27 protein-coding genes and 4 tRNA genes are annotated in these 24,781 nt (G+C 71.9%); 14 read left to right on the top strand and 17 right to left on the bottom strand.

Annotated features, from left to right (window positions below; translation table 11 throughout):
- The first annotated feature begins 73 nt into the window (after positions 1 to 73).
- The 3 genes from ABD268_RS03350 (at position 74) to ABD268_RS03340 (ending at position 2,670) form a co-directional block, all read left to right on the top strand.
- Positions 74 to 202 (top strand): hypothetical protein, encoded by a 129-nt coding sequence (locus tag ABD268_RS03350; protein WP_344147529.1) that lies wholly within the window; start codon positions 74 to 76, stop codon positions 200 to 202.
- Between the two features lie 90 nt (positions 203 to 292).
- Positions 293 to 2,047, top strand: coding sequence for a SulP family inorganic anion transporter (locus tag ABD268_RS03345; RefSeq protein ID WP_344147526.1), 1,755 nt, complete (start codon positions 293 to 295; stop codon positions 2,045 to 2,047).
- Positions 2,044 to 2,670 (top strand): phosphatase PAP2 family protein, encoded by a 627-nt coding sequence (locus tag ABD268_RS03340; RefSeq protein ID WP_344147523.1) that lies wholly within the window; start codon positions 2,044 to 2,046, stop codon positions 2,668 to 2,670. The genes ABD268_RS03345 and ABD268_RS03340 overlap by 4 nt, the downstream gene beginning before the upstream one ends.
- Here the strand turns inward: ABD268_RS03340 and ABD268_RS03335 are convergent.
- Positions 2,640 to 4,016: a diacylglycerol/lipid kinase family protein gene (locus tag ABD268_RS03335; protein WP_344147520.1), complete on the bottom strand. Its 1,377-nt coding sequence runs from the start codon at positions 4,014 to 4,016 to the stop codon at positions 2,640 to 2,642. The two genes, ABD268_RS03340 and ABD268_RS03335, sit on opposite strands and share 31 nt — an antisense overlap.
- A gap of 137 nt (positions 4,017 to 4,153) precedes the next feature.
- On the opposite strand from ABD268_RS03335, the gene ABD268_RS03330 reads away from it, so the two are divergent.
- Both ABD268_RS03330 and ABD268_RS03325 read left to right on the top strand, forming a co-directional pair.
- On the top strand, positions 4,154 to 4,537 hold the full coding sequence (locus ABD268_RS03330) for a hypothetical protein (RefSeq protein ID WP_344147517.1): 384 nt from the start codon (positions 4,154 to 4,156) through the stop codon (positions 4,535 to 4,537).
- Between the two features lie 38 nt (positions 4,538 to 4,575).
- Positions 4,576 to 5,466: a phosphotransferase family protein gene (locus tag ABD268_RS03325; RefSeq protein ID WP_344147515.1), complete on the top strand. Its 891-nt coding sequence runs from the start codon at positions 4,576 to 4,578 to the stop codon at positions 5,464 to 5,466.
- 92 nt (positions 5,467 to 5,558) lie between these two features.
- Here the strand turns inward: ABD268_RS03325 and ABD268_RS03320 are convergent.
- Positions 5,559 to 5,635, bottom strand: a tRNA-Phe gene (locus ABD268_RS03320).
- An 87-nt stretch (positions 5,636 to 5,722) separates the two neighbouring features.
- Positions 5,723 to 7,960 carry an ATP-binding protein gene (locus ABD268_RS03315; RefSeq protein ID WP_344147513.1) on the bottom strand — a complete coding sequence of 746 codons (2,238 nt, stop codon included), beginning with the start codon at positions 7,958 to 7,960 and terminating at the stop codon, positions 5,723 to 5,725.
- Positions 7,961 to 8,031: 71 nt separating this feature from the next.
- On the opposite strand from ABD268_RS03315, the gene ABD268_RS03310 reads away from it, so the two are divergent.
- The 5 genes from ABD268_RS03310 (at position 8,032) to ABD268_RS03290 (ending at position 11,432) form a co-directional block, all read left to right on the top strand.
- Positions 8,032 to 8,637, top strand: coding sequence for a CGNR zinc finger domain-containing protein (locus ABD268_RS03310; RefSeq protein ID WP_344147510.1), 606 nt, complete (start codon positions 8,032 to 8,034; stop codon positions 8,635 to 8,637).
- Between the two features lie 138 nt (positions 8,638 to 8,775).
- Positions 8,776 to 10,536, top strand: coding sequence for an ABC transporter substrate-binding protein (locus tag ABD268_RS03305; protein ID WP_344147507.1), 1,761 nt, complete (start codon positions 8,776 to 8,778; stop codon positions 10,534 to 10,536).
- A 116-nt stretch (positions 10,537 to 10,652) separates the two neighbouring features.
- Positions 10,653 to 10,725 (top strand) — tRNA-Glu (locus ABD268_RS03300).
- Between the two features lie 85 nt (positions 10,726 to 10,810).
- Positions 10,811 to 10,884 (top strand) — tRNA-Asp (locus ABD268_RS03295).
- Positions 10,885 to 11,075: 191 nt separating this feature from the next.
- Positions 11,076 to 11,432 carry a metallopeptidase family protein gene (locus ABD268_RS03290; RefSeq protein WP_344147504.1) on the top strand — a complete coding sequence of 119 codons (357 nt, stop codon included), beginning with the start codon at positions 11,076 to 11,078 and terminating at the stop codon, positions 11,430 to 11,432.
- Between the two features lie 40 nt (positions 11,433 to 11,472).
- Here the strand turns inward: ABD268_RS03290 and ABD268_RS03285 are convergent, their stop codons facing one another.
- The gene (locus tag ABD268_RS03285; RefSeq protein ID WP_344147501.1) at positions 11,473 to 12,354 is read right to left on the bottom strand and encodes an ATP-binding protein; all 882 of its coding nucleotides are present in this window, start codon (positions 12,352 to 12,354) and stop codon (positions 11,473 to 11,475) included.
- A gap of 275 nt (positions 12,355 to 12,629) precedes the next feature.
- Here ABD268_RS03285 and ABD268_RS03280 point away from each other — a divergent pair, with 275 nt between their 5' ends.
- Complete coding sequence (locus tag ABD268_RS03280) at positions 12,630 to 14,111, top strand: NAD(P)/FAD-dependent oxidoreductase (protein WP_344147498.1); 1,482 nt, start codon at positions 12,630 to 12,632, stop codon at positions 14,109 to 14,111.
- A 6-nt stretch (positions 14,112 to 14,117) separates the two neighbouring features.
- On the opposite strand, the gene ABD268_RS03275 is transcribed toward ABD268_RS03280, so the two are convergent.
- Positions 14,118 to 14,798, bottom strand: coding sequence for a PaaI family thioesterase (locus ABD268_RS03275; RefSeq protein WP_344147495.1), 681 nt, complete (start codon positions 14,796 to 14,798; stop codon positions 14,118 to 14,120).
- A gap of 168 nt (positions 14,799 to 14,966) precedes the next feature.
- Between ABD268_RS03275 and ABD268_RS03270 the strand changes: the two genes are divergently transcribed.
- Positions 14,967 to 15,956 carry a P-loop nucleotide/nucleoside kinase family protein gene (locus tag ABD268_RS03270; protein ID WP_344147492.1) on the top strand — a complete coding sequence of 330 codons (990 nt, stop codon included), beginning with the start codon at positions 14,967 to 14,969 and terminating at the stop codon, positions 15,954 to 15,956.
- A gap of 16 nt (positions 15,957 to 15,972) precedes the next feature.
- Here the strand turns inward: ABD268_RS03270 and ABD268_RS03265 are convergent, their stop codons facing one another.
- From ABD268_RS03265 to ABD268_RS03210, 12 genes are all read right to left on the bottom strand, one after another.
- Entirely contained in the window at positions 15,973 to 16,488 is a 516-nt protein-coding gene (locus ABD268_RS03265) for a GNAT family N-acetyltransferase (protein WP_344147490.1), read from the bottom strand.
- Between the two features lie 110 nt (positions 16,489 to 16,598).
- Complete coding sequence (locus ABD268_RS03260; protein ID WP_344147487.1) at positions 16,599 to 16,892, bottom strand: gas vesicle protein K; 294 nt, start codon at positions 16,890 to 16,892, stop codon at positions 16,599 to 16,601.
- The gene (locus ABD268_RS03255; protein ID WP_344147484.1) at positions 16,889 to 17,101 is read right to left on the bottom strand and encodes a gas vesicle protein; all 213 of its coding nucleotides are present in this window, start codon (positions 17,099 to 17,101) and stop codon (positions 16,889 to 16,891) included. Before ABD268_RS03255 ends, ABD268_RS03260 begins: the two co-directional genes overlap by 4 nt.
- A complete protein-coding gene (locus ABD268_RS03250; RefSeq protein WP_344147481.1) occupies positions 17,098 to 17,862 on the bottom strand; it encodes a GvpL/GvpF family gas vesicle protein in 765 nt (254 codons plus the stop codon). The genes ABD268_RS03255 and ABD268_RS03250 overlap by 4 nt, the downstream gene beginning before the upstream one ends.
- Positions 17,855 to 18,196, bottom strand: coding sequence for a gas vesicle protein (locus ABD268_RS03245; protein WP_344147478.1), 342 nt, complete (start codon positions 18,194 to 18,196; stop codon positions 17,855 to 17,857). Before ABD268_RS03245 ends, ABD268_RS03250 begins: the two co-directional genes overlap by 8 nt.
- Position 18,197: 1 nt before the next feature.
- Positions 18,198 to 18,623, bottom strand: coding sequence for a gas vesicle protein GvpO (locus tag ABD268_RS03240; protein ID WP_344147475.1), 426 nt, complete (start codon positions 18,621 to 18,623; stop codon positions 18,198 to 18,200).
- 2 nt (positions 18,624 to 18,625) lie between these two features.
- The gene (locus tag ABD268_RS03235) at positions 18,626 to 18,871 is read right to left on the bottom strand and encodes a gas vesicle protein GvpG (RefSeq protein ID WP_344147472.1); all 246 of its coding nucleotides are present in this window, start codon (positions 18,869 to 18,871) and stop codon (positions 18,626 to 18,628) included.
- Entirely contained in the window at positions 18,862 to 19,647 is a 786-nt protein-coding gene (locus ABD268_RS03230; RefSeq protein ID WP_344147469.1) for a GvpL/GvpF family gas vesicle protein, read from the bottom strand. The genes ABD268_RS03235 and ABD268_RS03230 overlap by 10 nt, the downstream gene beginning before the upstream one ends.
- Positions 19,647 to 20,057: a gas vesicle protein GvpJ gene (gene gvpJ, locus ABD268_RS22800; RefSeq protein WP_425573664.1), complete on the bottom strand. Its 411-nt coding sequence runs from the start codon at positions 20,055 to 20,057 to the stop codon at positions 19,647 to 19,649. The genes ABD268_RS03230 and gvpJ overlap by 1 nt, the downstream gene beginning before the upstream one ends.
- Before the next feature lie 30 nt (positions 20,058 to 20,087).
- Complete coding sequence (locus ABD268_RS03220; protein ID WP_344147466.1) at positions 20,088 to 21,260, bottom strand: SRPBCC family protein; 1,173 nt, start codon at positions 21,258 to 21,260, stop codon at positions 20,088 to 20,090.
- Positions 21,261 to 21,266: 6 nt separating this feature from the next.
- Positions 21,267 to 22,019 (bottom strand): hypothetical protein, encoded by a 753-nt coding sequence (locus tag ABD268_RS03215; protein ID WP_344147463.1) that lies wholly within the window; start codon positions 22,017 to 22,019, stop codon positions 21,267 to 21,269.
- Positions 22,020 to 22,276: 257 nt separating this feature from the next.
- A tRNA-Lys gene (locus ABD268_RS03210) sits at positions 22,277 to 22,349 on the bottom strand.
- 222 nt (positions 22,350 to 22,571) lie between these two features.
- Here ABD268_RS03210 and ABD268_RS03205 point away from each other — a divergent pair.
- Both ABD268_RS03205 and ABD268_RS03200 read left to right on the top strand, forming a co-directional pair.
- Positions 22,572 to 23,090 (top strand): hypothetical protein, encoded by a 519-nt coding sequence (locus tag ABD268_RS03205; protein ID WP_344147460.1) that lies wholly within the window; start codon positions 22,572 to 22,574, stop codon positions 23,088 to 23,090.
- Between the two features lie 212 nt (positions 23,091 to 23,302).
- Positions 23,303 to 24,727 carry a M1 family metallopeptidase gene (locus ABD268_RS03200; protein ID WP_344147458.1) on the top strand — a complete coding sequence of 475 codons (1,425 nt, stop codon included), beginning with the start codon at positions 23,303 to 23,305 and terminating at the stop codon, positions 24,725 to 24,727.
- The last annotated feature ends 54 nt before the right edge of the window (positions 24,728 to 24,781 follow it).

The raw sequence follows: 24,781 nt of genomic DNA, 5'->3' as shown, positions 1-24,781 counted from the left end.
TGACCAGGTCACGGTTCGCACCCCGTCGCGACCGGCAGCACCAGGCCCCGGGCAGGTCCGGAGACCGGTGCCCGTGACACCTGTCGTCCTCGCCCTCAGCTGGACCCGACTCTCGGTCGGGGTGGCGACCGCTCTGCTCGGGGCCCTCGCCGTCGTGCTCGTGACCCACCTCGTGCTGCGCCTGCCCCCGCGCGGAGCCTGACCCGACCAGCTGACGCCGGGCCTCATGCGCAACGGGTGATGCCCGCGGCCGCCGGCCGCGCGCATCATCTGGCAAGGAGGTGCCGCCCGGATGACCACAGACGAGCTCGCCGGCCGGCCCTCCGGCCTGCGGCAACACGTCCCCGGCCTCGGGCTGCTGCACGGCTACCGACGCGGCTGGGCCCGGGCGGACCTCGTGGCGGGGCTGGTGCTCGCCGCGATCCTGGTGCCGCAGGGCATGGCGTACGCCGAGCTGGCCGGCCTGCCGGCGGTCACCGGGCTCTACACCACCGTCGCCTGCCTGGTGGGGTACGCCGTGATGGGGCCGTCGCGCGTCCTGGTGCTCGGCCCGGACTCCTCGGTCTCCCCGCTCATCTTCGCCGCGGTGATGCCCCTCGTCGCCGTGTCGGGCGACCCGGGGTCCGCGATCGTCCTCGGCGGGATGCTCGCGCTGCTGGTGGGTGCGGTCGAGATCGGCCTCGGCGTGGCCAGGCTCGGGTTCGTCGCCGACCTGCTCTCGGTGGAGGTCCAGATCGGCTACATGAACGGTCTCGGGCTGACGATCATCGTGGGGCAGCTGCCCAAGCTCTTCGGGTTCTCCACCGACGCCGACAGCTTCATCGAGGAGCTGCGCGCCTTCGCCTCGAGCCTCGACCAGACGCAGGGGACCACGCTGGTGGTCGGGCTGTGCGTGCTGGCCCTGCTGCTGGTGCTGCCCCGGGTCAGCCGGAAGGTCCCGGCGATCCTGGTGGCCATCGTGGCCGCCACCGTCGCCTCGGCCGTGCTGGACCTCTCGGCCGAGGGCGTGGCGACCGTGGGTGCGCTGCCGCAGGGGCTGCCGACGCCCGGGGTGCCCTGGACCCAGCTCAGCGACGTGGTGCCGCTGCTGGTCGCCGCGCTCGGCATCACGCTCGTCTCGCTGACCGACACGATCGCGACCTCGACCAGCTTCGCGGCCCGGCGCGGGGACGAGGTCAACCCGAACCAGGAGATGATCGGCCTGGGCAGCGCCAACGTCGCCGCGGGGCTGTTCCAGGGCTTCGCCGTGTCGACCAGCGGCTCCCGGACCGCGGTCGCCGAGCAGTCGGGCGCCAAGAGCCAGGTCGCCGGTCTGGTGGGTGCCGGGGCGGTGGCGCTCATGCTGCTGTTCCTCAACTCGCTGCTGGCCGACCTGCCGCAGACGGCCCTGGCCGCGGTCGTCATCGCCGCCGCGCTGTCGCTGATGAACCTGCCCGAGCTGCGGCGCCTGTGGCAGGTCCGTCGTACCGCGTTCTCGCTCTCGCTGGTGGCGACCGCCGGCGTCGTCCTGCTCGGGGTGCTGGAGGGCATCCTGGTCGCGGTCGCGCTGGCGATCCTGCTCTTCTTCCGGCGCAGCTGGTGGCCGCACGGGGTCGTGCTCGGCCGCGACGCCCGGGGGGACTGGCACAAGGCCGACGGGCGCGACGACGTCGAGGAGGTGGCCGGCGTCGTGGTCTACCGCTGGGAGGCGCCGTTGTTCTTCGCCAACGCCGGCATGCTCCGGCAGAACCTGCGCTCCCTGGTGCACGAGCGGCAGGTCCGCTGGGTCGTGCTGCAGTGCGAGGCGGTGACCGACGTCGACGTCACGGCCGCCGAGATGCTCGAGCAGCTCGACAAGCAGCTCAACGCGCAGGGCGTGCACCTCGCGTTCGTGGAGCTGCGCGACCGGCTGGCGGCGCTGCTGCTGCGCTACGGGCTCTTCGAGACACTGGACCGGGACCACTTCTACCCGTCGGTGGACGCCGCCCTCGCAGCGATCGCCGCCGAGGACGCGCGGCACACTGATCGGATCACGGACCCCGACCCGGACGAAGGAGCGCAGAAGTGAGCACGACCGACGGAAGGGCCTCTGCCCGGGCGTGGTGGTCGGCGCGGAGCCGGCCGGCACGCAGCTGGCTGGCCGACGCCGGCCGCATCGACCAGGCCGTCTACGAGGCGGTCGCGCGGACGCCGACACCCGGCCTCGACCGGGGGATGAGCCGGTTGTCGCGGGTCGCCGACAAGTCGGTGCTCTGGGTCGGTACGGCGGGGCTGCTGGCGGCGGTGGGTGGCCGGCCCGGGACGCGTGCCGCGGCCCAGGGCCTGGCCTGCGTGGCGGTGAGCAGCGCGGTGGTGAACCTCGCGGTCAAGCGGGTCGGCCGTCGCCAGCGCCCGGACCGCGAGGGTGCCAGCGTCCCGGTGGGGCGCCACGTGGTGATGCCGACCTCGCTGTCGTTCCCCTCGGGGCACTCGGCCTCGGCGTTCGCGTTCGCCACGGGGGTCGGGTACCGGCTCCCGGCCGTCGGCGTACCCCTCCACGGCCTCGCCGGCGCCGTTGCCTACTCGCGCGTGCACACCGGCGTGCACTTCCCCGGGGACGTCGTGGTCGGCTCGATGATCGGCACGGTCGTCGCCCAGCTGACCACGCGGGCGACGGACCGCTACCTCGGCTCCCGGGGGCGCACGCCCTGACCGCGCGGCGTGGCCGGGTGTCCCAGCGTCAGCGCCTGGCGTCGTAGCAGCGCCAGGTCGACCGGCGGTCGCCGGCGGGGAACGCCCGGGCGGTTGCGCGGCACCCGCACCCGCAGCGCCTGCGGCTCGATGGTGCACCGCACCGGCGTCGGCAGCATCACGGCCTCGCCGTCGATGCCGACGGGGACCTCCGCCGCATCCGAGTCGACGACCACCTCGCGGGCGACCATCGAGGACATCCCACGGGAGTGCCGGCCGCTGAGCAGCCCTGCCGCGCGGGTGGCCGAGTCGACCGTGACCGCCACGACGCCGAGCAGTCCGGTGTCGAGGCGGGTGCGACGACCCAGGCCTGCCGGGTCGCCGGTCCCGTAGGGGTTGTTGCTGACCAGCAGCGCCTGGGGTGCCTCGATCGTCACCTCGTCGTCCACGCGCACGACGAGCCGGGGACCGCGGTGCCCGGCCAGGATGTCCGGCAGCATCTCCAAGGTCGTGCCGCGCTTGTCGTCGCGGTACGCCGGGCTCTGCACGATGTCGGCGTAGGCGCCGAACGACACGTTGTTGACGAAGGTCCGGCCACCGATGTTCCCCAGGTCGATGCGCAGCTCCACGCCGTCGTTGAGGGCGTCGAGGCCGGTCTCGGGGTGCTCGCGGTCCAGGCCGAGGTCCATCGCGAAGTGGTTGCGCGTGCCGGCACTGATGACGAGGAACGGGAGGCCGCGCGCGGCCGCGATGCCGGCGACCAGGGCCTGGGTCCCGTCGCCGCCGGCCACCCCCAGCAGGTCGGCACCGTTCCGGGCCGCGGCCCGGGCCAGCTCCGCGACGTCCACGTGCTCGGGGCCGGCGAGCAGCGCCACCTCGGCGCCCAGGGCCCGCGCCCTGGTGTCCAGCTCGAACCGCTCCACCTTCCCGCCCCCCGAGCGCGGGTTCATGATCAGGTGTGGGCGGGACGGGGGCGGCGTCGACGTCTCGGGCATGGTGTCGGCCGGCCTGGCGCGATCTGTGGCGGCCCGGGCAGCCGTGCCCGCGACGACCGCGAGCAACGCGGCGATGACGATCTCGAGCACCCGCCCCTGGGAGATCGGGAAGGTCACGACGGCCACCAGTGCGGTGACGGCGACCGCGGCTCCGAGCCAGCGCAGCAGGCCCCGGTTGCTGAGGAACCACCACATCCCGGCCAGGGACAGGGACAGGCCGAAGACGGTGACGGCGAGCCCGGCGAGGCTGTCGCGGCCCCCGGCCAGCAGGGCGACGATCGCACCGGCGGCGGCGACGAACGAGAGCCGGGCCAGCCACCGCTCGGCGCCGGTCACGGCCGGGGGACCACCGGCGGCTGCTCCCGTGCTCATGCTGTGAGCGTGCCGCGCGCCCGGGTCGGGGGCCAGTGACGATGGCCCTCTCGCTCAGGGGCCGTCGGACCGCTGGCCGACGTCGCCGCGGACCCGGCCCTTGACGCGGACGCGGTCGACCGGTGACGGTTTCCGGCGTGGAGCGCCGACCGCACGAGAACGTGGCGACCGTCCTGGTCGACCCGGCGGTGCTGCGCGACCTGGAGATGCACCTGATGTCGCTCGACCTCAGGCTGTGGCCGGTCGCGACGGCGCCGATCTGTGCGGACGGCCCGCGGCGTGCCTTCCAGATCCGCCGCCGGATGGTCGAGTCCCGGCGGGGCTCGTGGGACGACGCCGCGGACTGGACGCCGGTGTGGATCAGCTTCGGCGAGAGCTGGTACGACGGGGCCGAGCCGCTGCCGTGGTCGGCGCACCGGGTCCTCTGGCAGACCCTGGAGCGGTACGCCGACCACGTCCGCTACCGGCTCGGGCTCGGCGGGGTCCCGCGGCTCGACGTACCGCGGGAACGCACCGCCTGAGCGGCCACGACGTCGCACCCGGTCGATACAGTCCGCCCGTGAACGAGCGTCTCGGAGCCCGCTCCACGCAGTGGGTCGAATCGGTCCTCCACAGCGACGTCGTGCACGCGCAGCGCCTCACCGGCGGGTGGACGTCGGCGATGTACCTGGTCCGCTCTGCGCGCGGCGAGGAGCACGTCCTCCGGTTGATGGACAAGGAACCGTGGCGCACGCACGGCGCAGCGCTCGTCGGCCGTGAGCGGGACGTCCAGACGATGCTGCGCGGCACCGGCATTCCCGCGCCCCGGAGCCGGGGCTCGGACCTCACGGGCGAGGACGCCGGTCACCCGGCCCACCTGATGTCGAGGCTGCCGGGCGGCCTGGACCTCCGACGCAACGATCGCGACCTGCTGGAGCAGCTCGCTGGTGCGCTGGCGCGGATCCACGCCTTCGAGCCACCGGTGCGTCCCCGCGACTTCCAGTCGTGGGCGATCCCCGCCAAGCGGGTGGTGCCCGCCTGGGCGACCCGGGGCACGGCGTGGACGGCCGCCTTCGGTGCTCTCGAGGCCGAGTCGCCGGCCTTCGCCGGCACCTTCATCCACCGGGACTTCCACCTGGGCAACGTGCTGTGGTCCGAGGGTGAGGTCACCGGTGTCGTCGACTGGGTCGAGACTTCGTGGGGACCCGCTGAGCTCGACGTCGCTCACTGTCGGACCTACTTGGCCATGCTGCACGGCCCGGAGACGGCCTCCGGCTTCGAGGAGGCGTACGCGGCGAGGGCAGCGGATCACGACCCGGGGAACCAGCGCCACTGGGACCTGCTGGACATCGTCGGCCACCTGCCCGACCCGGTGAAGGTCGCTCAGCCGTGGCGCGATCACGGGATCGAGATCACCGACGTGACGGCCCGCACCCGGCTCGAGCAGCATCTGGAAGCGGTCCTGGGCTGAGGGGCCGGCCCGGCCCGGTCGATGCGCGTCGGTCGATCCCAGGCATGACGAGAGCCGCAGGTCGGAGACGAACTCCGACCTGCGGCTCTCGTTGGTGGGCAGGGGCGGGGTCGAACCGCCGACCTTCCACTTTTCAGGCGGACGCTCGTACCAACTGAGCTACCTGCCCCACTCCGAGTCCCCGGACGGCATGCGCACCGGGTTTCGGACGACGATGAGGATACATGCCGCCGGACGGGGGGTCATATCCGGCCGGTCAAGCGGTCCGGAGCGGCCCGTCGCCCGCGGCGCGGGTCCCCGCGACGGTGGTCGCGGAGACGAGCGCCTCGATGTCGCCGAGCCGTCGTACGTCGGCCGCGGTGGCGGTGCGGTCCCAGTGCTGCGCCCGAGCCGCCTGGTCGAGCAGCCGGGCCGCCTCGTCCGGGAGCCCGTCGGCCAGGGCCCGCCGGGCGGCCTCGGCCGTCGCCCGCCACGCCTGGGCGGTGAACGCGTAGCCCGCGGCCCGCCAGTGGCCGGCCATCGCGGCCCGTCGGTCCGGCCGTTCGAGACCGCCGCGCTTCTCCTCGAGGACCCGGGCGAAGCTGGCGTGCCACCGGGCCCGGGGGAGCGAGGTGAGGGAGCCGGCGAGCGCTTCCCGGACCACCCCGTGGCAGAAGGTGTACCGGTCGTCGCCGTCCTCGCGCAGGATCCCGGCCGCCGTGGCCGGGGCCAGCAGCGCGAAGGCCGGCGCGACCCGGAGATCAGCGGCGTGGGCGAGCAGGGTCGCGTCGAAGGTGCGGCCGAGCAGGGCGGCGCCCCCGAGCAGGGCCAGCGTGCCGGGTGGCAGGCCGCGCAGGCAGTGGGCGACGACGTCCCGCACGGACGACGGCAGCTCGCCGGTCGGCCTGCCGTGGCGGGCGAGCTCCACCACCACGAACGGGTTGCCGTCCGTACGCCGCGCGACCTCCCCGGCCACGCGGAGGTGCGCCCGGGTGCCGGTCACAGCCTCCAGCAGGCCGCCCACCTCGTCGTCCTCCAGGCCCGCTAGCGGCAGGTGTACGCCGTGCGCGCGGCCGAGCGCGCTGAGCAGCGCGCTCATCGCGGCGGACGAGGCGACCGGGGCCAGCCGCTGGGTCAGCAGCAGGACGAACGGGCCCGGCGGCCGGTTCGCCACCAGGTGGCTCAGGGCGCGCAGGGTCGATTCGTCCGCCCACTGCAGGTCCTCGAGCACGACGAGCAGGGGTGCCCGCTCGCCGACCACCTGCATCAGGCACAGCGCCTCCTCGGCGGCGCGCACCGCGCAGCCGAGCCCGCCCTCGACCCGCCGGTGCGTGGTGTCCTCAGGTGGGGGCACTGCGTCGGTCGCGTCCGCCGCGCCCTCGAGGGCGCGCTCGAGCCGGTGCCAGGCCCAACCCTCGGTCCGGCGCGCGTCGCGGGCGCAGCCGGCGTGGGCGACCGCGAAGCCCCGGTCGGCCGCGAGCTCCTCGACCCGGCGGGTGAGCCGCGTCTTGCCGAGTCCGTGCTCGCCCGTCAGGTGCACCAGCTGCGCCGCGTGCCGCGACGCCAGGTCGAGGACGTCGGTCAGCGTGCGCAGCTCGTCGCGGCGACCGACCATCGGCCAGTCCTCGGTCGGTGCGGCCGGACGATCGCCGGGACGCGGCGCGCCGGTGAGCACGAGCCGGGGTGGGGCCGCCGGCTCCGGTGGGGTGGGCAGCTCCTGCCGGATCAGGGCCGTCTCGAGCTCCCGCAGCTCGATGCCGGGGTCGATCCCGAGCTCGCCGGAGAGGGCGGCCCGCAGCTCCCGCAGGCAGGCCAGCGCCTCCGCCTGGCGGCCCGACCCGGCGAGCGCGAGCGCCCGAAGCCCCCACAGCCGCTCGTTCCAGGGGTTCGCGCGGGCCAGCCGCTCCAGGTCCGTGACCGCCTGCGCGTGGCGGCCGAGGGCCAGCAGCGCCGTGAGCCGCAGCACCTCGGCGTCCAGGCGCAGGGCGTGCAGCCGGTCCCGCTCGACCTGGACCTCGACGTCGGCCCCGAGGTCGGACAGCGGCTCGCCCCGCCAGAGCGCGAGCGCCTCGTCGAGGAGCTCGGCCGCCGCCGCGACCGCGGGCCGCTGGTCCGGCGGCACCACGGGCCGCAGGGGGTGTGCGATGGCCTGCAGCTCCGTCGCGGCCCGTCGTACGACGGTCTCGAAGCGGGCCGCGTCCACCGCGTCGGCGTCGAGGCGCAGTGAGTAGCCGCCGGGGACGGTGACCAGCACGGTCGGGGCTTCCCGCGGAGCCCGGCGCGGCTCGAGGACCCGCCGCAGGTCGGCGACGTACCCCTGGAGCGTGCCGGCCGCGCCCGCAGGCGGGTCGTCGCCCCACAGCGCCGCCACGATCGCCTCGGCGGGCACGCGAGCCCCCCGGCGCAGCGCGAGGACGCTGAGCAGGGCGCGGTGCTTCGCGGCACCGAGCTCGCGCCGGGTCGCGTCGGTCGTCACGACCGCCGTGCCCAGCACCCCGACCTCCACACCACCCATGACCGCCCCCGATCATCCTGTTCTGCGTCACCATCTAACAAGTTTTGCTCGTAACGTACTACGATCAGCCCATGTCCTCGGGTCACGATTCAGACACGAAGTCGGCGGCGAACAAGGACCCGCGGGTCGCGCCGGACGACCTCGAGGACCTGCGCGCCTTCCTCAACTCCGACAACCGCTTCTACGGCGTCGACATGCTGCGCCTCCACGAGCACCGGCTTCTCTTCTTCGCCCGGGCGCTGCCCGACTTCGACATCGGTGACATCGACGAGCGGGGCTGGGTGCGGCTCATCGAGCTCCGCGACGCCATCCGTGCCCTGGTCGCCGGCGAGCCCGGCGCCGCCGACCGCCTGACGGACGTGGCCGCCGCGCACGCGGTGCGGGTGGCCGTCCAGGAGCTGGGGGGCGCGCTCCGGGCCAGGCTGGTGCCCGCGGGGACGAGGCCCGAGCTGCCGATCGCCGCCGCCGCCCTCACCGCGCTCCAGGCGGCCGTGCAGGACGGTCGGTTGTCCCGGCTCCGCGTCTGCCAGCGACCGGACTGTGGATGGGTCTACTACGACGGGTCGAAGAACCGCTCGGCCCGGTGGTGCTCCTCCGACCCGTGCGGTGACGTGATGAAGGCGCGTGCCTACCGGTCCCGGGCCCGCGCCGCCGAGACCGCTGCCGGCGCTCGCTGAGCGAGCCTCCGCGCCCGACCACCCCAGCGGGACTCCAGTCGGACCCCAGCCCGGCCCCAGCGGCCGGTCCCACCATGGGCCGACGCGAGGGCACCTGTGCCGCCCTCGTCTCTGTGGACACGGGAGAGAGGCTCGAAGATGAGACAGGTCAAGCCGCTGGCGCTGGTCGCCGGCGTCGCGATGGTCACCCTCGCCGCTTGCGGCGGAGGCAGTGGCGAGGAAGCGGGCAGCGCAACCGACAAGGCCTTCCGGGACCAGGGCGGCGTCACGAAGGATCCGGGCCGTGCGGGTCCGGCCGCCGAGGTCGAGGGCGCGAAGTCGGGCGGCACCGTCACGGTGTACCTGCCCGGCGACCCGGGTCCCGACTCGATGGACCCGACCGACGGCTGGTCGGTCACGGGCAACTCGATCCAGCAGGCGCTGACGAGCCGTTCGCTGACGCAGTACGCCCGCGACCCGAAGACGGGGGAGATGGTGCTGGTTCCCGACCTCGCCACCGACCTGGGCCATCCGAACGATGACTTCACCGAGTGGACGTTCACCATCCGGGACGACGCGACGTGGGAGGACGGCTCGCCGGTCACCCCGGAGGAGATCGCCTGGGGCATCCAGCGCTCGATGGACTCCGACACCTTCCCGTCCGGGCCGGGCACGGAGTACTCGCAGACCTACCTCTCCGGTGCAGGTGAGTACCGGGGGCCCTACACCGACAAGGGCAAGAAGTGGGACGGCGTGAGGGTGGACGGCCAGGACGTCATCATCAAGATGGCCAAGCCGTTCCCGGACATGGACTACTGGGGGGCGTTCGAGGCGATGGGGCCGGTGCCGCTGGGCAAGGCCAGCACCCCACCGGACTACGGCAAGCACATCATGTCCAACGGCCCGTACAAGGTGGAGTCCTTCCGCCCGCAGGAGGAGCTCGTCCTGGTCCGGAACGACCAGTGGGACGCGGGCTCGGACCCGGCCCGGCACCAGTACGTCGACAAGTGGGTCTTCAGGTTCAACCAGGACCAGGCCAAGGTCGACCAGATCATGCTCAGCGACAACACCGAGTCGCAGACCGCCCTGTCCAACGCGCTGGGCTCGAACAACTACGACCGTGCGAACACCGAGCTCGGTGACCGCCTGGTCCAGCAGTCCTCGCAGTGCACCAGCTTCCTGGCGCCGGACTACACCAAGATCACCGACATCAACGTCCGCAAGGCGATCGCCTACGCCTACCCCTACCAGGACATGTGGCTGGCCACCGGCGAGGTGCCCGGCGTGACGCGGGTGCCGGCGAACTCCATGATGCCCCCGGGCATGGCGGGCAAGCACGACTACTTCGTCGACGGTGAGCAGTTCACCTACAACCCGGAGAAGTCGAAGGAGCTGCTCAAGGAGGCCGGCTACGAGCCGGGCGAGCTCCAGCTGACGATGGTCTACTACGAGCCCGACCCGCTGGCCGTCGCCGGGGAGAAGGTGCTGATCAAGGGCATGGAAGAGGCCGGCTTCACGGTCAAGGGCATCCCGGTCCAGGACTCGACGTACAACATCTGGCTGGACCCGGACAGCAAGGTCAACAAGACCCTGAACCTGCGTGGCGTGAGCTGGTGCTCGGACTGGCCGTCGGGCCTGACCATGCTGCCGCCGCTGCTGAAGTCGGGTGCGGCGTACAACACCGCCCAGTTCTCCGAGAAGTCGATCGACGACATGATGGCGAAGGTCACCGACCTGCCGCTCGACGAGCAGGCCGACGCCTGGGGGGCGGTGGACGAGGAGGCGCAGACCAAGTACTTCCCGTTCATCCCGACCGCGTTCCAGAACCAGCTGTTCACCTTCGGGTCCCGGATCGGGAACCCGTCCGGTGACGGTCAGATGGGTGCGCCCAACTACAAGGACCTCTACGTGGAGCAGTGACCGCTGACCTCGGTGGGGGCCGGGGTGGAGCCGGGTGGGGTCTCGCGCGTGCGGGGCCCCACCCGTCACCGTTTGGAGCGCCGAGAACACCGCCCCTATGCTGTCCGGGCAGTCCTGCCCCCATCGTCTAGCGGCCTAGGACGTCGCCCTTTCACGGCGGTAGCACGGGTTCGAATCCCGTTGGGGGTGCGAACCTGAGGGTGCGGGACCTCCCGATTGGGAAGCAGTCGCATCGATGGGTTAGAGTTCCACCGCCTTCACCAGTGAGGCACCTGGCCCCGTAGCGCAGTTGGTTAGCGCGCCGCCCTGTCACGGCGGAGGCCGCGGGTTCGAGTCCCGTCGGGGTCGCAGGGAGAACGCTCCGGATCAGCTGATCCGGAGCGTTCTGCATTTCCGGCCGATCAGTGGTCGAGCCCGTCCTTCGGTGGTCGAGCTAATCCCTCGGTGGTCACAGCCCGTCCTTCGGTGGTCAGCCCGTCCCTTCGGTGGTCAGCTTGTCTTTCGGTGGTCGAGCTTGTCGAGACCATCACAATGGTCGTGTGCCGATCGAGATGGACGCCGACCGCTTCGACGCCCTGGTCGACCAGGCGCTCGACGAGATCCCCGACGAGCTCGCGGCCCTGGTGCAGAACGTCGTCGTGCTCGTCGAGGACGAGCCGCCGGAGGGTGAGCCCGCCGACCTGCTGGGGCTCTACGACGGGGTCGCGCTGACCGAGCGCTGGGGGACCCCGCCGGTCGAGCTGCCGGACCGGATCCTCGTCTTCCGGGGGCCGCTGCTCGACATGTGCGAGACCGAGGAGGAGCTGGTCGAGGAGGTCAGGATCACCGTCGTCCACGAGATCGCCCACCACTTCGGCATCGACGACGCCCGGCTCCACGACCTCGGCTACGCGTAGCCCGTCGGTCCAGCTGGCCGGCCGGGGACGGCCGCGGGCTTCAGGAGACGCCGGTGCGCGAGGTGGCCTCGGCCGAGTCGCGCCACGCCATCGGGGCGTCGCCGGCGCCCTGCCGGACGAACTCCCCGAGGAACCAGCGCTGGAACTGCTGCTGCTCCGGGGTGCGCGCGAGCGACAGCAGCCGCTCCTCGCGGCAGAACGCGTCGGCGAGGTCGAGCAGCTCGAGGAACCGCCCGATCCTGGTCGCGGTTTCCGCAGTGACCGACAGGTCGAGGTCCGCGATCTCCCGACCGCTGCGCAGCGCCTCGTCGATCTGGTTGACGCCCATGCCCTGGCGCAGCTCGCGCTCGAGGGAGCCGAAGACGTCGGAGAGGTTCTTGGCGAGCGGGTAGTCGGCCTCGTGGGCCAGGGAGAGCAGGCGCACCTCGCGCCGCAGCTCGCGGTAGTGGCGCTGGAACGCCTGGTAGCTGCGCAGCGGCACCCCGACCACCCTGACCGCCACGTCGTCGTCCTCCGGCTCGCGGGACGAGGGGTCGGTGACGCCGGTGATCAGGCCGTCGACGAGCTCGTCGCGGACCCCGGCGGCCGGGGCGAACCAGACCACCTTGCCGTCGTCCTCGACCTCGGCGCCCCAGGCGTCGGCGCACCGGGCCACGATGCCGAGGCCGCGCCCGAAGGTGAGCAGCAGCTCGTCCTCGTCGCTGGGGTGGGTGTCCGGCAGGTGGGGTGGCTCCACGGACGCGTCCCGCACCTCGACGCGGGGGTGCTCGCGGGTGCCCCGGACGCGCACCAGGATCGGCGGCTCGGCGTGGAGCAGCGCGTTGGTGACCAGCTCGGAGACCCCCAGCTCGGCGCACTCGACGAGGTCGGGGCGAGCGATGTCGGTGCAGGTGTCGACCACCCAGCGGCGCGCGTTCTGCACGCCACGGGGCCCAGGACCCAGCGACAGAGCTGGCCTGTTCAGCGGCACGAGGCCTCTCTCCGGATGAACGTGGTGATATTCAGGGCATTCTCCGAACTTTTACCCGGGACGGCCGCGCACGAAACGTGGGCCGGTGGAAGTTTCGAGACCGTTCCGCGGATCACACAACAAGACGCGGGGGCCGATTGGTCAACGGCTGGCGTACGGCGGGAGAATGGGTGGGCACGCGGGCCCGTCGGGTACGGCGAGACCCATCGGCGCGGGAAAGGATCGGCATGGCAGGCACGGAGACGGAGCAGGGGACCGGCAAGCGCCACCAGGTGGTGGTGATCGGCTCCGGGTTCGGGGGACTGTTCGGGACCAAGGCGCTGCGCCGGACCGACGTCGACGTGACCATGGTCGCCAAGACCACCCACCACCTCTTCCAGCCGCTGCTCTACCAGGTCGCCACCGGCATCCTCTCCGAGGGCGAGATCGCGCCGCCGACCCGTGAGGTGCTCAGCGGGCAGCACAACGCCCAGGTCCTGCTCGGCGAGGTCACCGGCATCGACCTCGAGGCGCGCACGATCACCTCGCAGGTGCTGGGCCGCGAGACGATGTCGACCTACGACTCGCTGATCGTGGCGGCCGGCGCCGGCCAGTCCTACTTCGGCAACGACCAGTTCGCCGAGTTCGCCCCGGGCATGAAGAGCATCGACGACGCGCTCGAGCTGCGCGGCCGGATCTTCGGGGCCTTCGAGATGGCCGAGCTGGGCGCCGTGCGCGGCGACAACGTCGACCACCTGCTGACCTTTGTCGTGGTGGGCGCCGGCCCGACCGGCGTGGAGATGGCCGGGCAGATCGCCGAGCTGGCCCACCGCACCCTCAAGCGCGACTTCCGCGCCATCAACACCAAGCACGCGCGCGTCGTCCTCGTCGACGCCGCCCCGCAGGTGCTGCCGCCGTTCGGCCAGAAGCTCGGCGAGAAGACCAAGGCCGAGCTCGAGAAGCTCGGGGTCGAGGTGCTGCTCGGCGCGATGGTCACCGACGTCGACGAGCGCGGCATCGAGATGAAGTACAAGGACGGCCGGGTCGAGCGGATCGACACCGTCACCAAGATCTGGGCCGCGGGCGTGCAGGCCAGCCCGCTGGGCAAGACCCTCTCGGAGCAGACCGGCGCGCCGCTGGACCGGGCCGGACGGATCGCGGTCAACCCCGACCTGACGCTGCCCGGCCACCCCGAGGTGTTCGTGGTCGGCGACATGATCAACCTCGACCACCTCCCCGGCGTGGCGCAGGTGGCGATCCAGGGTGCGAAGTACGCCGCCAAGGAGATCGACGGCCGGCTCAAGGGCAAGCCGTCGCAGGGCCCGTTCAAGTACTTCGACAAGGGCTCGATGGCGATCATCAGCCGGTTCCGCGCGGTGGCGATGGTCGGCAAGCTGCGACTCACCGGCGTGGTCGCGTGGCTGATGTGGCTGGCGGTGCACCTCGTCTACATCACCGGCTTCAAGAACCGGGTCACGGCCGTGCTGCACTGGTTCGTCTCGTTCCTGGGCCGCGGACGCTCCGAGCGCACCACCACCGAGCAGCAGATCTTCGCGCGCAGCGCGCTGGCACGGCTCAAGCGCGGCGCGACCGACTTGGTCTCCGAGCCGGGGGCGTACGACGCCGCCCGCCAGCTGCTGGAGACCACTCGCCGGGCGGAGCTCGAGGCACAGGCCGCCGAGGAGGCACGCCTCACCGACGCCGGCGAGCGCGGCGTGAAGACGGCCTAGCCGCGGTCACTCGAAGCGGGTCGGGGGCGGCTCGTCCTGCTGCTCCCGGGCCTGCTTCTCGAGGGCTCGGCACGCCCACTTCGGCAGGATGAACACCCCCTCGGCCTCCACGGTGACGCCCTCCGCGTCCGCGACGTGGCCGACGGCGTACGTCTTGACGCCCTCGACCCGGTCGATGTGCGCCTCCGCGCGCAGCTCCCCGAGCGGGGTGCCGCGGCGGTAGCGCAGGGTGAGCGTCCCGGTCATCCCAGGCTTGCCGCCCGCGCCGGCCGCCTCGCCCAGCATCTGGTCCAGGATCAGCGCCGACACGCCCCCGTGGACCAGCCCGGGCGGCCCCTCGTAGGCCGCCCCGAGGTGGAACTCCGCCCACGCGCGGCCCGAGCTGTCGTGGTGGACCTTCAGCGGCGGCGCGACCGGGTTGCGGGTCCCGACGACGGCGTTGCCCCATGCCCGGCCCTCGCCGGCGGCGTTGAACCGGACGCCGTACGAGCCGGCGATCTGGCGCTCCCGCAGCCGCTCGGTGATCGCCTCGATCCCGGCCCGGGCCGCGGCGATCTCCGCGTCGTCGACCTCGGTGCGGATCACCGCGTCCGCGAGCTCACGGACGCTCTGGGCGAGCGGGCCGTAGAGGGCTCGTTGGCGCTCGATCTCTTCGCTGGAGACGTCCTCCTGCACGTAGCGCGACATCCCGGAATACTAGAACCAGTTCCACAACCCCCGCGGACCGGGCGATCCGGGGCACTCTCAGGCCCGTGAGCGGGCACTGCCGGGCATTCGCTGTCGGGTGGCCAGCCCCGAGCCCCATCAAGAACGTGCCGACGCCGCGCGTGAGTGCGCCTGCGCGATGATGCGGTGGTGACCCCGGATGACCTCAGGCGAGCGCTGACGGAGGCGCAAGGAGAGGCAGTGTCGACCTGCCTGGCCGCGCTGGACGAACCGGACGCACGTGATCACGCCTACTTCGCGAACGATGATCGGGTACCGACCTCCGAGCTCGTGGCGATCTACCGCCGTAGAGCCGGCCATGTCGACGACATCGGGTTGCCGACAGTCGGGTTCCGGGAGGCCGTCCACCGCATGGCGGCCACGTCTCACACCACCCTGCGCCTCGCGGGTGTTGAAGGCGAGAGCGGTTACCCCAAGTGTGTCGTGTTCCTCGCGCCGGACGAGCCCGATGTCGTCGCTGCTCTCGCCGTCCTGGGACCACCCCGTCGTCCTGATCCCGGGTTGCCGGATCCGGCAGGAGCACACCATCAGCGGGTTGAGCGGATGTCAGCAATGATGAGGCTGCCGCTCGACAGGGGGACCATGAGGCAACCAACACTCTTCCTGACCGTGGGCCTCCCGAGTACGGGGAAGACCACTGCTGCGCGGCGCCTGGAGATCGAGCAGAGTGCACTTCGTCTGACGAAGGACGAATGGGTGAAGGCCCTCTACGGGCATGAGAATCCGCCATCGGCCCAGGACGTGATCGAAGGACGGCTCATCCAGATCGGGCTTCGCGCTCTCGAGCTCGGCAACAACGTCGTGATCGACTACGGCCTCTGGGGTCGAGACGAGCGCTCCGCTCTACGGCAGGCAGCAGCAGACCTCGGCGCGACAGTGGAGATGCGCTACTTCGAGCTCACCCCGGCCGAGCAGCGGAAACGACTCGATCAGCGCCAAGCCGAGGCGCCACACACGACGTGGCCCATGTCGGACGAGGAGCTCGCCGAGTGGGCTGCCGACATCGACGTCCCGACGCCAGGGGAGATCGATGGCAGCGAGCCCATTGATGACCCACCGGCCGGATTCGCGACATGGGACGAGTGGCGCAGGCATCGCTGGCCGCCGTCGGTCGCCTGACGGCGATCGAGGGCACTCAGTGACGAGTGGTGATCCAGTACCTGCGCTTGCCGACCCGGATGTCCTCCAGGACCCCGCCGGCCTTCTCGATGACCAGCCGGGAGCCGAGGTTGTCCTCGTCGCAGGTGAGCAGGACCGCGTCGATCCCGAGGTCGGCCGCGCGCGGCAGGGCGAGCTCGAGCGCGCGCAGGGCGTGACCCTCCCGGCGGCGGGACGGGCGTACGGAGTACCCGATGTGCCCACCCTCCCGCAGCAGGTAGTCGTTCAGACGATGGCGCAGGGCCAGGAAGCCGATCATCTCCGGGCCGTCGGCGATCCAGAAGTAGTCGCAGTGCACCCGGCCCTCGGGGAGGTCGGCCGCGGCGTCGCCGTACCTGAGCAGGTCGGCGACGAACGCCGCACAACCGGCCCGGTCCCGGGGCAGGCCCTCGGGCGGGCACCCGGAGCCGTGCGGGTAGTCCGCACCGAACTCCGCGAGGGTCGCGGCCCAGGAGTCGTACCAGCGCAGGTCCGGGGTCACCAGCTCGGTCATGGCTCATTCGACCAAGCCGCAGGCCCGCGGCGCCACCGAGTTCCGGGGTCGGGAGTGCCCCGGATCGCCCGGTCACGGTCCTCAGAGTGCCCCGGATCGCCCGGTGGGCGTCACTCGGAGAGCAGCGGACCCAGGGGGCCGAGGTCGATGTTGAGGTCCTCGGTGGTGAGGTCGTACCTCGCCTTGAGGTCCTCCATCGCCTGCTCGAGGTGCATCAGGCCGGTGCCGAGCCCCTCGATCTGCGCGTCGGTGAGGTCGCCCTCGTCGACCCGGCGCAGCGCCTGCTTCTCCATCAGCTGGCGGACCAGCTCGATGATCGTCAGGACCAGCTTGAACAGGTCGCGCTCGACCGACTCCGCGTCGGTCTCGAGCCGTTGCGGGAACAGCCGCGGCGCCTCGCTCATCGGGGCTCCACCATCTCGGCCCGGATCGAGGTGATCAGCGCGTGCAGCCGGACCTGCACCAGGTCCACGCCCGCCAGCGAGATGACGACGTCGCCGGCCAGCACCACGCCGGTGCCGAGCAGGCGGTCGAGCAGGTCGACGAGCGCGATCTGCCGCCCGGGGTCCCGCTCGGGGGTTGCCCGCCCGGTCTCCGCGACGGTGCCGGTCACGGCTGCTCCAGCGTCGCGAAGGAGTACGGCGGCCACGGGCCGCGGCACTCGACGACCACGTCGGGGTGGGCGGTCGCGAGCTCGTCGACCAGCGTGGCGAAGGCGTCCCCCTCCTCGGCCTCGACGAGGTAGGCGCCGTTGTGCAGCATCTGCTCCGCGCGGCCGGTCAGTCTCGGGTCCTGGGGTGCCAGCCTCCGGCCGGCGACCGACCGCGCGGCGAGGCTGGCGTGCACCTCGTCCGCGACGGCCACCGCACTGCTCTCCTCGGCCTGTCGGGCCTGCGTCTCGGCCTTCTTCCGCTGGAGGTACGCCGCGCCGCTGACCGCCGCGGGCGGGGAGTCGGCCGCCGCGGGGACGGGTCGGGGGCGAGCGAAGACCTTCACGCTCCACTCCATCCGGCCCTCCACGCGGTCCAGCACCTCCTCGAGGGCGTCGTGCCACGCGTCGAGGCGCTCACGCACCCCGTCGTCGTCGAGGCAGATCGTGGCGAGCCGCAGCGGGGCCGTCGGGGCCCGGGTGGCCGTCGCCTGGACCACCGCGTCATGGCCGCGCGCGACCTCCTCCAGCCACGGGAGGTTCTCCAGGTTGCGCCGCAGCCCCTCCTCGCCGTACTCCTCGAGGTCGACGTCGCTGACCACCGCCGCCAGGCCGCGGTGCTCGACGACCTCGAGCTGCCCGCCCGCCAGTGCCGGCACGTCGGCGAGGACCTGCGGGTCGAGGCCGCGCGCGATGGCGTACAGGTAGCGGCCGGTCTCAGTCACCTGACTCCTTCGACTCGAGGGCCTCGATGCGTTCGCGCAGCTCCCGGTTCTCGTCCGCGAGGGTCCGCTCCTGGCCGTTGAGCATCGGGTCGTTGCGCCACCAGTCGATGCCCATCTCCTTGGCCTTGTCGACCGACACGATCAGCAGCCGGATCTTGATGGTGAGCAGCTCGATGTCGAGCAGGTTCACCTTGATGTCGCCGGCGATGATGATGCCCTTGTCGAGGACCCGCTCGAGGATGTCGGCCAGGTTGGCCGGCTGCGGGCGCGGCGAGGCACTGGGCGGGGAGTAGTACGGCCGCGCGCTGGGCGTGGCGTCGTGGGACTGGGACATCTCAGTCCTCCCCGGGCGTGCCGCGCACGTAGCGGTGCAGCCGCTTGTACCCCTCGAGCTCACCGTCGCTGTCGACGGTGACCTCGTAGCTGGCCAGCACGTCGGTGGTGTTCGGGATGCGCGAGAGCTCGAGCACCTCGATCTCGACCTTCCAGCCGTCCTCGGTGCGCTCGAGGCCGATCACGCCCTCGGCCTGCTTGCCGGTCAGCTCCAGCAGCTGGCGGGCGGCCTCGCCGGCGACCCGGGTGCCGCTCATCTTCTTCGGTCGCGCGGGCTCGGTGCGGGCGCTCGCCTTGCGCGGCGCGCTCTTGCGGGCGGGGCTCTTCCTGGTGGTGCGCTTGCGGGCCGGCGCCTTCTTCGCGCTGCCCCCGTCCGCGGACTCCGCCGCGGCGCTCTGGCTCTCGGTGCTGCTCTCGGTGTCAGCCATGATCACTCCTCACGGAGGCGGCGTTGCCCCTCCATCAACCGTTCGACGAGCTCGTCCTCCCAGGCCGTGGCCTCGTCGTCGGTCAGCTCCCCGGACTGGCGTCGTCGGTCGACTTCCTCGAGCTCGGCTCGGATGGTCGCAGGGTCGTAGAACGTCTCTTCTGCCTGCCGCAGCACCTGCTCGGCGACCGCCACCGTACCCCGCAGCGGGGCCAGGGGCAGGCCGAGGATGCCGCTGATCAGCCCCATGTGTCGCCCCCGACGAAGTCGTAGGGTGCGACGGGGCCCACCAGGCGGAGCCCGATGCGCTCGTGGACCGCCTCCGCCAGCCCCTCGAGGTGGTCCTCGAACTCCGAGCGCCGCTCGTCGTCGACGAGCAGGGCCACGTCGAGCAGGTGCTCGATGCCGGCGCCGGAGCGCAGGGAGTACGCCGCGGTGAGCGGCAGGATGCTGTCGAGCAGCGCCTCCACCTCGAGGACGCGCTTGTCCTCGAGCGCGCGGGCGACAAGCTCGCCGAGCCGCACCCGGTCGGCGTACGCCGCCTCCTCGGGCAGGTCCCGGGTGAGCTCGTGCAGCCGGCGGATCTCGGGGTCGGCGGTGACGACCTCGCCCAGCACGACGTGCTCGTGGAAGCTGGCGCGCAGGTTGAACTGCGCGCGTCCGGCCAGCTGGTCGAGCAGCCCGGCGAAGTGCTGCTCGTTGGGGGCGAGCAGCTCCTCGATGATGCTCTGCTCGTCCAGCAGCACCGAGCCGAACTGCACCGGCGCGACGGCGCCGGTCGACGCCAGCTCGTCGAGCACCTCGCTGTACGCGACCAGGTCCGCGCGACGCCCGGTGGTGCGTTGGAGGTCGATCTCGCCGACGACGGCGGCCACCGGGCCGTGCCCGACGGACCGGACCGGGGCCCCGCCGACCCCGGTCAGTCCCTCGGGCACGCGTCCCGGTGCCTGGGCCACCACGCCGTAGACGAAGTAGCCGCGGTCGGTGTCCACGACGAGGTCGGCTTCGGTCGTGGTGGGAGCCATCAGGCCTCCGACCTGCGGCGCGAGCTCGACTTGCGGGCCGGCCGGCGCTCTTCGTCGTCGTCGCCGCTGGTGATGGCCTTCTTCGCGCCCTTGACGGCTCCGCCGACCTTCTTGGCGGCACCGCTCTCCTGCATGTTGCCGATGAACTCGTCGAGGGGCTTGCCACCTCCGTGCTCGATCAGGTCGAGCCGGTTGGTCGCCTCGGCGAACCGGAGGTAGGTGTCCACGCTCGCGATCACGATGCGGGCGTCGATGGTGAGCAGCTCGATGCCGACGAGGGACACCCGGACGTAGGCGTCGATGACGATGCCCTTGTCGAGGATGATCTCGATGACGTCGGCCAGGCCGCTGGGTGCGGGGCGCTGGAGGTAGCCGCCTCCGCGGCGCTGTGAGGACTGCTGAACGGTCATCAGGACTCTCTCTTTCGGGGGGTCTTCGGGTCAGCTGGCACGGCGTCGGCGGCGTTTGGGCTGCTCGGGCTCTTCCTCATCCTCCTCGGGCTCGGCCTCCTCGTCCACGTCCTCGTCAACGGGCTCCTCCTCCGCCGGCTCCTCCTCGTACTCGGCCTCGGGCTCCTCTTCGCCCTCTTCCTCGTACTCGTCCTCGGGGCCGGCTTCCTCTTCGTACTCGCCCTCGTCCTCGGCCGGCTCTTCCTCGTACTCGGCCTCGGGCTCTTCCTCGCCCTCTTCTTCGTACTCGTCCTCGGGGGCGGCTTCCTCCTCGCCCTCCTCGTACTCGTCCTCGTAGTCCTCGGTGCCCTCGTCCTCGGCTCCCTCGGACTGCTCGGACTCCTCCTGCTCCTGCTGCTGCTCTTCCTCGAGGGCCTCCTCGTGGGTCTGCACGACCTCACCGTCCTCGATGGTGCCGCGCCAGCCCTCGACCTCGTCGGGCTCGAGGATGGTGCGGGTCATGACGTGCCGGCGGAAGTGCTTGAACTCCGCACGGACGCGACGGCCCTGGGCGCGCCAGATGTTGCCGGTCCTCTCGAAGAGGCCCTGTGGGTAGTACTCGAGCACGATCAGGATGCGGGTCAGGTTCGGGCCGAGCTCGTGGAAGGTGACCGCGCCGTCGACGTGGCCCTTCTCGCCCTTGGACTTCCACACGATCCGCTCGTCGGGGATCTGCTCGAGGATCGACGCCTCCCAGGTCCGGTGGGACCAGACGATCTGCGCCTTCCAGGCGAGCTTGTTGTCGTCCTGGGCCTCGACCTTCTCGACCTTCTTCATGAAGCTCGGGAAGCCCCCGAACTCGGTCCACTGGTTGTAGGCGACCCGGACCGGTACGCCGACGTCGATGGACTCGATGATGTTCGTCGCCTTGGTGGCCTTGGGGGACTTGTCGCCCTTGCCGCCGCCTCCGGTCACCTTGTCCTTGATTCCGGAGGCGAGGCCCTTCACGGCACCCCCGACGGGCGAGTCGCCCTGCATCTTGGCCTCGGCGCCCTTGACTGCGGCCTTCTTGATGGGGCCGCCGTCGGCGATGCCCTCCAGCCGGTCGGTGATTCCGCCGACCCGGTCGGAGGCGGTCTTCATGGCCTTGTCGCCGACGGCCTTCATGAGGTCGGACGAGACGAGCTTGAGCTTGTCCATCCCCTCGGTGCTGGTGTTCGCCATGGCGCCTTACCTCCCGGACCCGCTGCGCGAACGCGAGCTGGACTTCTTGGCTGTGCGACTCGAGGTCGACTTCTTGGCGGGGGCCTTCTTCGCGGCGGTCTTCTTGGCCGCCGCGGTCTTCTTGGCGGGAGCCTTCTTGGCAGCCGAAGTCTTCTTGGCCGGTGCCTTCTTGGCCGCCTTCTTCGCCGGCGCCTTCTTGGCGGCCGACCGTCCGGACTCAGCCGTCTTCGAGGCCGAGCGCTTCGCGGTCTTCCCGGCGGACGAGGCCCGCTTGCGGGGACGACGCTCCGGCTCGGGCTCCTCCTCGGGCTCTTCCTCCGGTTCCTCGTCGGCCTCGTCCTCGGGCTCCTCCGACTCCTCCTCGGCTTCCGGCTCCTCGGGCTCCTGCTCTTCGTCCTCGTACTCTTCGTACTCGTCCTCGGGCTCTTCCTCGCCCTCTTCCTCGTACTCGTCCTCGGGCTCCTCGCTGGGGCCCGCGGTGAGCTGCTTGGTGACTGCCTCGAGGCGCGAGGTGGCGGTCGTCAGGGCGGCGGCCTTGGCCGCCTCCAGCAGCTTGCCGGACACCTGGTCCTGGAGCTTCTTGAGCTCCGGGTTCTTCTCGGCGAGCTTGGCTCCCTGTGCCAGCAGCGCTTGCGGGTTCGTGCTCAGGCGCTGGCCTGCCAGCAGGCTTCCGACGGTGATGGCGAGCCGCAGCTTCTTGGTCCTGCCCAGCAGGTAGCCGCTGGCCACGCCCACGGCGATCTTGGTTGTTGCAGACATGCTCCCTCAATCCCTGAAACGCCCGTAAGGGCGCGTGGATGGACTGTCCTCCCTGTCGTGGCCGTACCCGAGGGCCAACCAGCCAAACACGCTAGGCGTGGCCGGCAACCCGTTCTAGGCCTGCATTGGGCATGCGGCGCCGCTGGGAAGGCGGTAGGTGAGGGCGGGATCGCTGGCCATTTCGCACGGACATGGCGGTCGATCGCAGCCAGCTGATGACTGGGGATCACCGCCGTCCGGTGGCCCGCCGGACTCGGTAGGCCCCGTGGGACTCGAACCCACAACCAAAGGATTAAAAGTCCTCTGCTCTGCCAATTGAGCTAGGGGCCCGGGGGATCAGGGGATTGGTCGGGAGAACCCTCAGGAGAACATGCCTGTAGTTCTCCCCAACCTGAGCCACGAGAACCATAGCCTCCAGTGCGACGTTGAAGGGTCCGGGGAGCACAGCCGGCGTCAAGCGACCGTGACGTCTGGTCAGGTGCTCCACGATGGGCGGTGTCGGTAGAGCAGCAGCTGGTTGACCAAGTCACGTCCAGTGGGAAGGAGTTCGGTATGGCGGTGGTGGCGCACGGCACCGGCCAGGTGCCGGTGACCGGCCACCAGGTCGTGCTCGCCCCGGCCGGGCACCGGGCCACGCTGAACCATCCGCGCACCGGCCCCGTTGTGGTGGTCCAGGAGAACCAGCTGGCGTTGTGGTGCGCCGGCACCGAGATGCTCACCACGCTTACCGTGCGGATCCACGACACCGCTCCGGCCGGCCCCTCCGACGCGCTGGCGGCCGGGCCGCTGCCCGGGGACCCGCCGGCCGAGGAGGTCAAATGGGTGGTCAGCGGCGTGGGCCCGTTGTTGGCGTACGCCGACGACTACGGCGCCACCCCGGTCGGTGACGTGGCGGTGCCGTCGGGGACCTGGCGGCTACGGGCCGCGGTGGCGCACCGTGTGGCGGCGACCGCGCTGGACGAGCAGCTGATCGCCGAGGACGAAGCCGGCTACGACCATCGGGACCCGGCCGCGGCGGGCCCGGTACCCGGTCCGGAGGTGTGGCTGCTGGACCTGTGGCCGGCGACCTGACCATGCGACGGACCCGCCGGCTCGACCCCGCCCGCGGGCGCACCTCCGGCCGACTCCTGAGCCTCCTCCGCGAAGCCGGACGGTCACGGGCCTGGTCGCGCACAGTCATCGAATTGGGGGTTGTCCGGCCCCGCGGTCGTTCATACCGTCGCGAGCATGACGGGGTTCTCGGTACCTAGCGCGCCGCCGCTCACGGACAGCGGGACAGGCTGATGTCACCGGCACACGCACAGCCGCCCCGCCGGCGGGGTCGCGCCACCACCGTTGCCGTCGCGCTGACCACGCTCGCCGTCGTCGGCACGGCAGCCGTGCCCGCTGGCGCGGCGCCGGGCGACCCCCGCCCCGGGTCCACCCGGTCGGGCGACTCCTTGTTCCCCTACGCAGGCAACGGTGGGTACGACGCGCAGCGGTACCGGGTCGTGCTGCACTACCACCCCGACGGCTCGATCTCGGCCTCGACCCGGGTGCGCGCTCGCGCCCCGCGACCGCTGTCGTCGTTCTCCCTCGACCTCGAGGGCCTCCGGGTCCAGCGCGTGCGCGTCGACGGTCGCGACGCGTCGTTCCGCCGTCACGGTCACGAGCTCGTGATCAGCCCGGCCCGACCGGTGCAGGGCGCCTTCAGCGCAACGATCCGCTACCGAGGCACGCCGCACGATCACACCGACCCCGACAAGTCGTCGGAGGGCTGGATCGTCACCGACGACGGGGCCACCACCGTCAACGAGCCGGTGGGATCGATGACCTGGTTCCCCAACAACAACACCCCGCGCGACAAGGCGCGCTACACCTTCGTCATCACGGCGCCGGCCGGACGCGAGGTCGCAGCGAACGGCCGGCTCGTGGACCGTTCGCGCGACGGCGACCGCACCACGTGGACCTGGCGGCAGGCCGTGCCGATGGCCAGCTACCTCGCGATGATCTCGATCGGCGACTACCGGGTCTACCGGTCGACCATGCGCACGGTCACCGGTCGTCGGCTGCCGGTCTGGTCGTTCGTCGACCGGCAGCTCCCGCCGCAGCGACGCGCGCGTCACCTTCTGCCGAGGATCGTGCGGTGGGAGGAGCGCCGCTTCGGCCCCTACCCGATGAGCAGTGCCGGGCTGGTCGCGCATCGGCTCTCGGTCGGTTACGCGCTCGAGACGCAGGACCGCCCGGTGTTCCCGGGCAGCGTCGACACCAGCACCCTCGTCCACGAGCTGGCGCACCAGTGGTACGGCGACTCCGTGACACCCCGCGACTGGGTCGACATCTGGCTGAACGAGGGCTTCGCCACCTACGCCGAGTGGCTCTGGGCGGCCGCCCACGGCGGCCCGTCCACAGGCAAGATGTTCCGTCAGCTCTACCGCCGGCACGGGCCGCACTCGAGCTTCTGGCAGCCGGCCCCGGCCGCGTTCTCGGACCCGGCCGACCTGTTCGGGCCCGGCTACCTGCGCGGAGCGATGACGCTGCAGGTGCTGCGCCAGCGGGTCGGGTCCCGGGACTTCTTCGCCATCCTGCGGGCCTGGGCGAGGGAGCACCGGCACGGGGTCGTCGCGACGGCCGGTTTCATCCGGCTGAGCGAGCGCATCTCGGGCAAGCCGCTGGACGGGATGTTCCGAGACTGGCTGTACACCGCGTCGCGGCCTCGCGGTTACTGACCACGGTGCTTCCCCACGAAGGTGAGCCGCCATGGCCGCCTGGACCAGAGCGGC

This window comes from Nocardioides koreensis, assembly GCF_039531775.1.
GTDB lineage: Bacteria > Actinomycetota > Actinomycetes > Propionibacteriales > Nocardioidaceae > Nocardioides > Nocardioides koreensis.
This window is presented reverse-complemented; position numbering and strand designations above follow the sequence as displayed.

What these genes read in the sequence shown, in the direction of transcription:
- ABD268_RS03345 (WP_344147526.1), top strand. Translation starts at nt 293, where the DNA reads ATGACCACAGACGAGCTCGCCGGCCGGCCCTCCGGCCTGCGGCAACAC.
- ABD268_RS03215 (WP_344147463.1), bottom strand. Translation starts at nt 22,019, where the DNA reads ATGTCTGCAACAACCAAGATCGCCGTGGGCGTGGCCAGCGGCTACCTG.
- ABD268_RS03305 (WP_344147507.1), top strand. Translation starts at nt 8,776, where the DNA reads ATGAGACAGGTCAAGCCGCTGGCGCTGGTCGCCGGCGTCGCGATGGTC.
- gvpJ (WP_425573664.1), bottom strand. Translation starts at nt 20,057, where the DNA reads ATGACCGTTCAGCAGTCCTCACAGCGCCGCGGAGGCGGCTACCTCCAG.
- ABD268_RS03335 (WP_344147520.1), bottom strand. Translation starts at nt 4,016, where the DNA reads ATGAGCACGGGAGCAGCCGCCGGTGGTCCCCCGGCCGTGACCGGCGCC.
- ABD268_RS03235 (WP_344147472.1), bottom strand. Translation starts at nt 18,871, where the DNA reads ATGGGGCTGATCAGCGGCATCCTCGGCCTGCCCCTGGCCCCGCTGCGG.
- ABD268_RS03275 (WP_344147495.1), bottom strand. Translation starts at nt 14,798, where the DNA reads ATGTCGCGCTACGTGCAGGAGGACGTCTCCAGCGAAGAGATCGAGCGC.
- ABD268_RS03240 (WP_344147475.1), bottom strand. Translation starts at nt 18,623, where the DNA reads ATGGCTGACACCGAGAGCAGCACCGAGAGCCAGAGCGCCGCGGCGGAG.
- ABD268_RS03205 (WP_344147460.1), top strand. Translation starts at nt 22,572, where the DNA reads ATGGCGGTGGTGGCGCACGGCACCGGCCAGGTGCCGGTGACCGGCCAC.
- ABD268_RS03245 (WP_344147478.1), bottom strand. Translation starts at nt 18,196, where the DNA reads ATGTCCCAGTCCCACGACGCCACGCCCAGCGCGCGGCCGTACTACTCC.
- ABD268_RS03200 (WP_344147458.1), top strand. Translation starts at nt 23,303, where the DNA reads ATGTCACCGGCACACGCACAGCCGCCCCGCCGGCGGGGTCGCGCCACC.
- ABD268_RS03280 (WP_344147498.1), top strand. Translation starts at nt 12,630, where the DNA reads ATGGCAGGCACGGAGACGGAGCAGGGGACCGGCAAGCGCCACCAGGTG.
- ABD268_RS03315 (WP_344147513.1), bottom strand. Translation starts at nt 7,960, where the DNA reads ATGGGTGGTGTGGAGGTCGGGGTGCTGGGCACGGCGGTCGTGACGACC.
- ABD268_RS03310 (WP_344147510.1), top strand. Translation starts at nt 8,032, where the DNA reads ATGTCCTCGGGTCACGATTCAGACACGAAGTCGGCGGCGAACAAGGAC.
- ABD268_RS03220 (WP_344147466.1), bottom strand. Translation starts at nt 21,260, where the DNA reads ATGGCGAACACCAGCACCGAGGGGATGGACAAGCTCAAGCTCGTCTCG.
- ABD268_RS03265 (WP_344147490.1), bottom strand. Translation starts at nt 16,488, where the DNA reads ATGACCGAGCTGGTGACCCCGGACCTGCGCTGGTACGACTCCTGGGCC.
- ABD268_RS03230 (WP_344147469.1), bottom strand. Translation starts at nt 19,647, where the DNA reads ATGGCTCCCACCACGACCGAAGCCGACCTCGTCGTGGACACCGACCGC.
- ABD268_RS03260 (WP_344147487.1), bottom strand. Translation starts at nt 16,892, where the DNA reads ATGAGCGAGGCGCCGCGGCTGTTCCCGCAACGGCTCGAGACCGACGCG.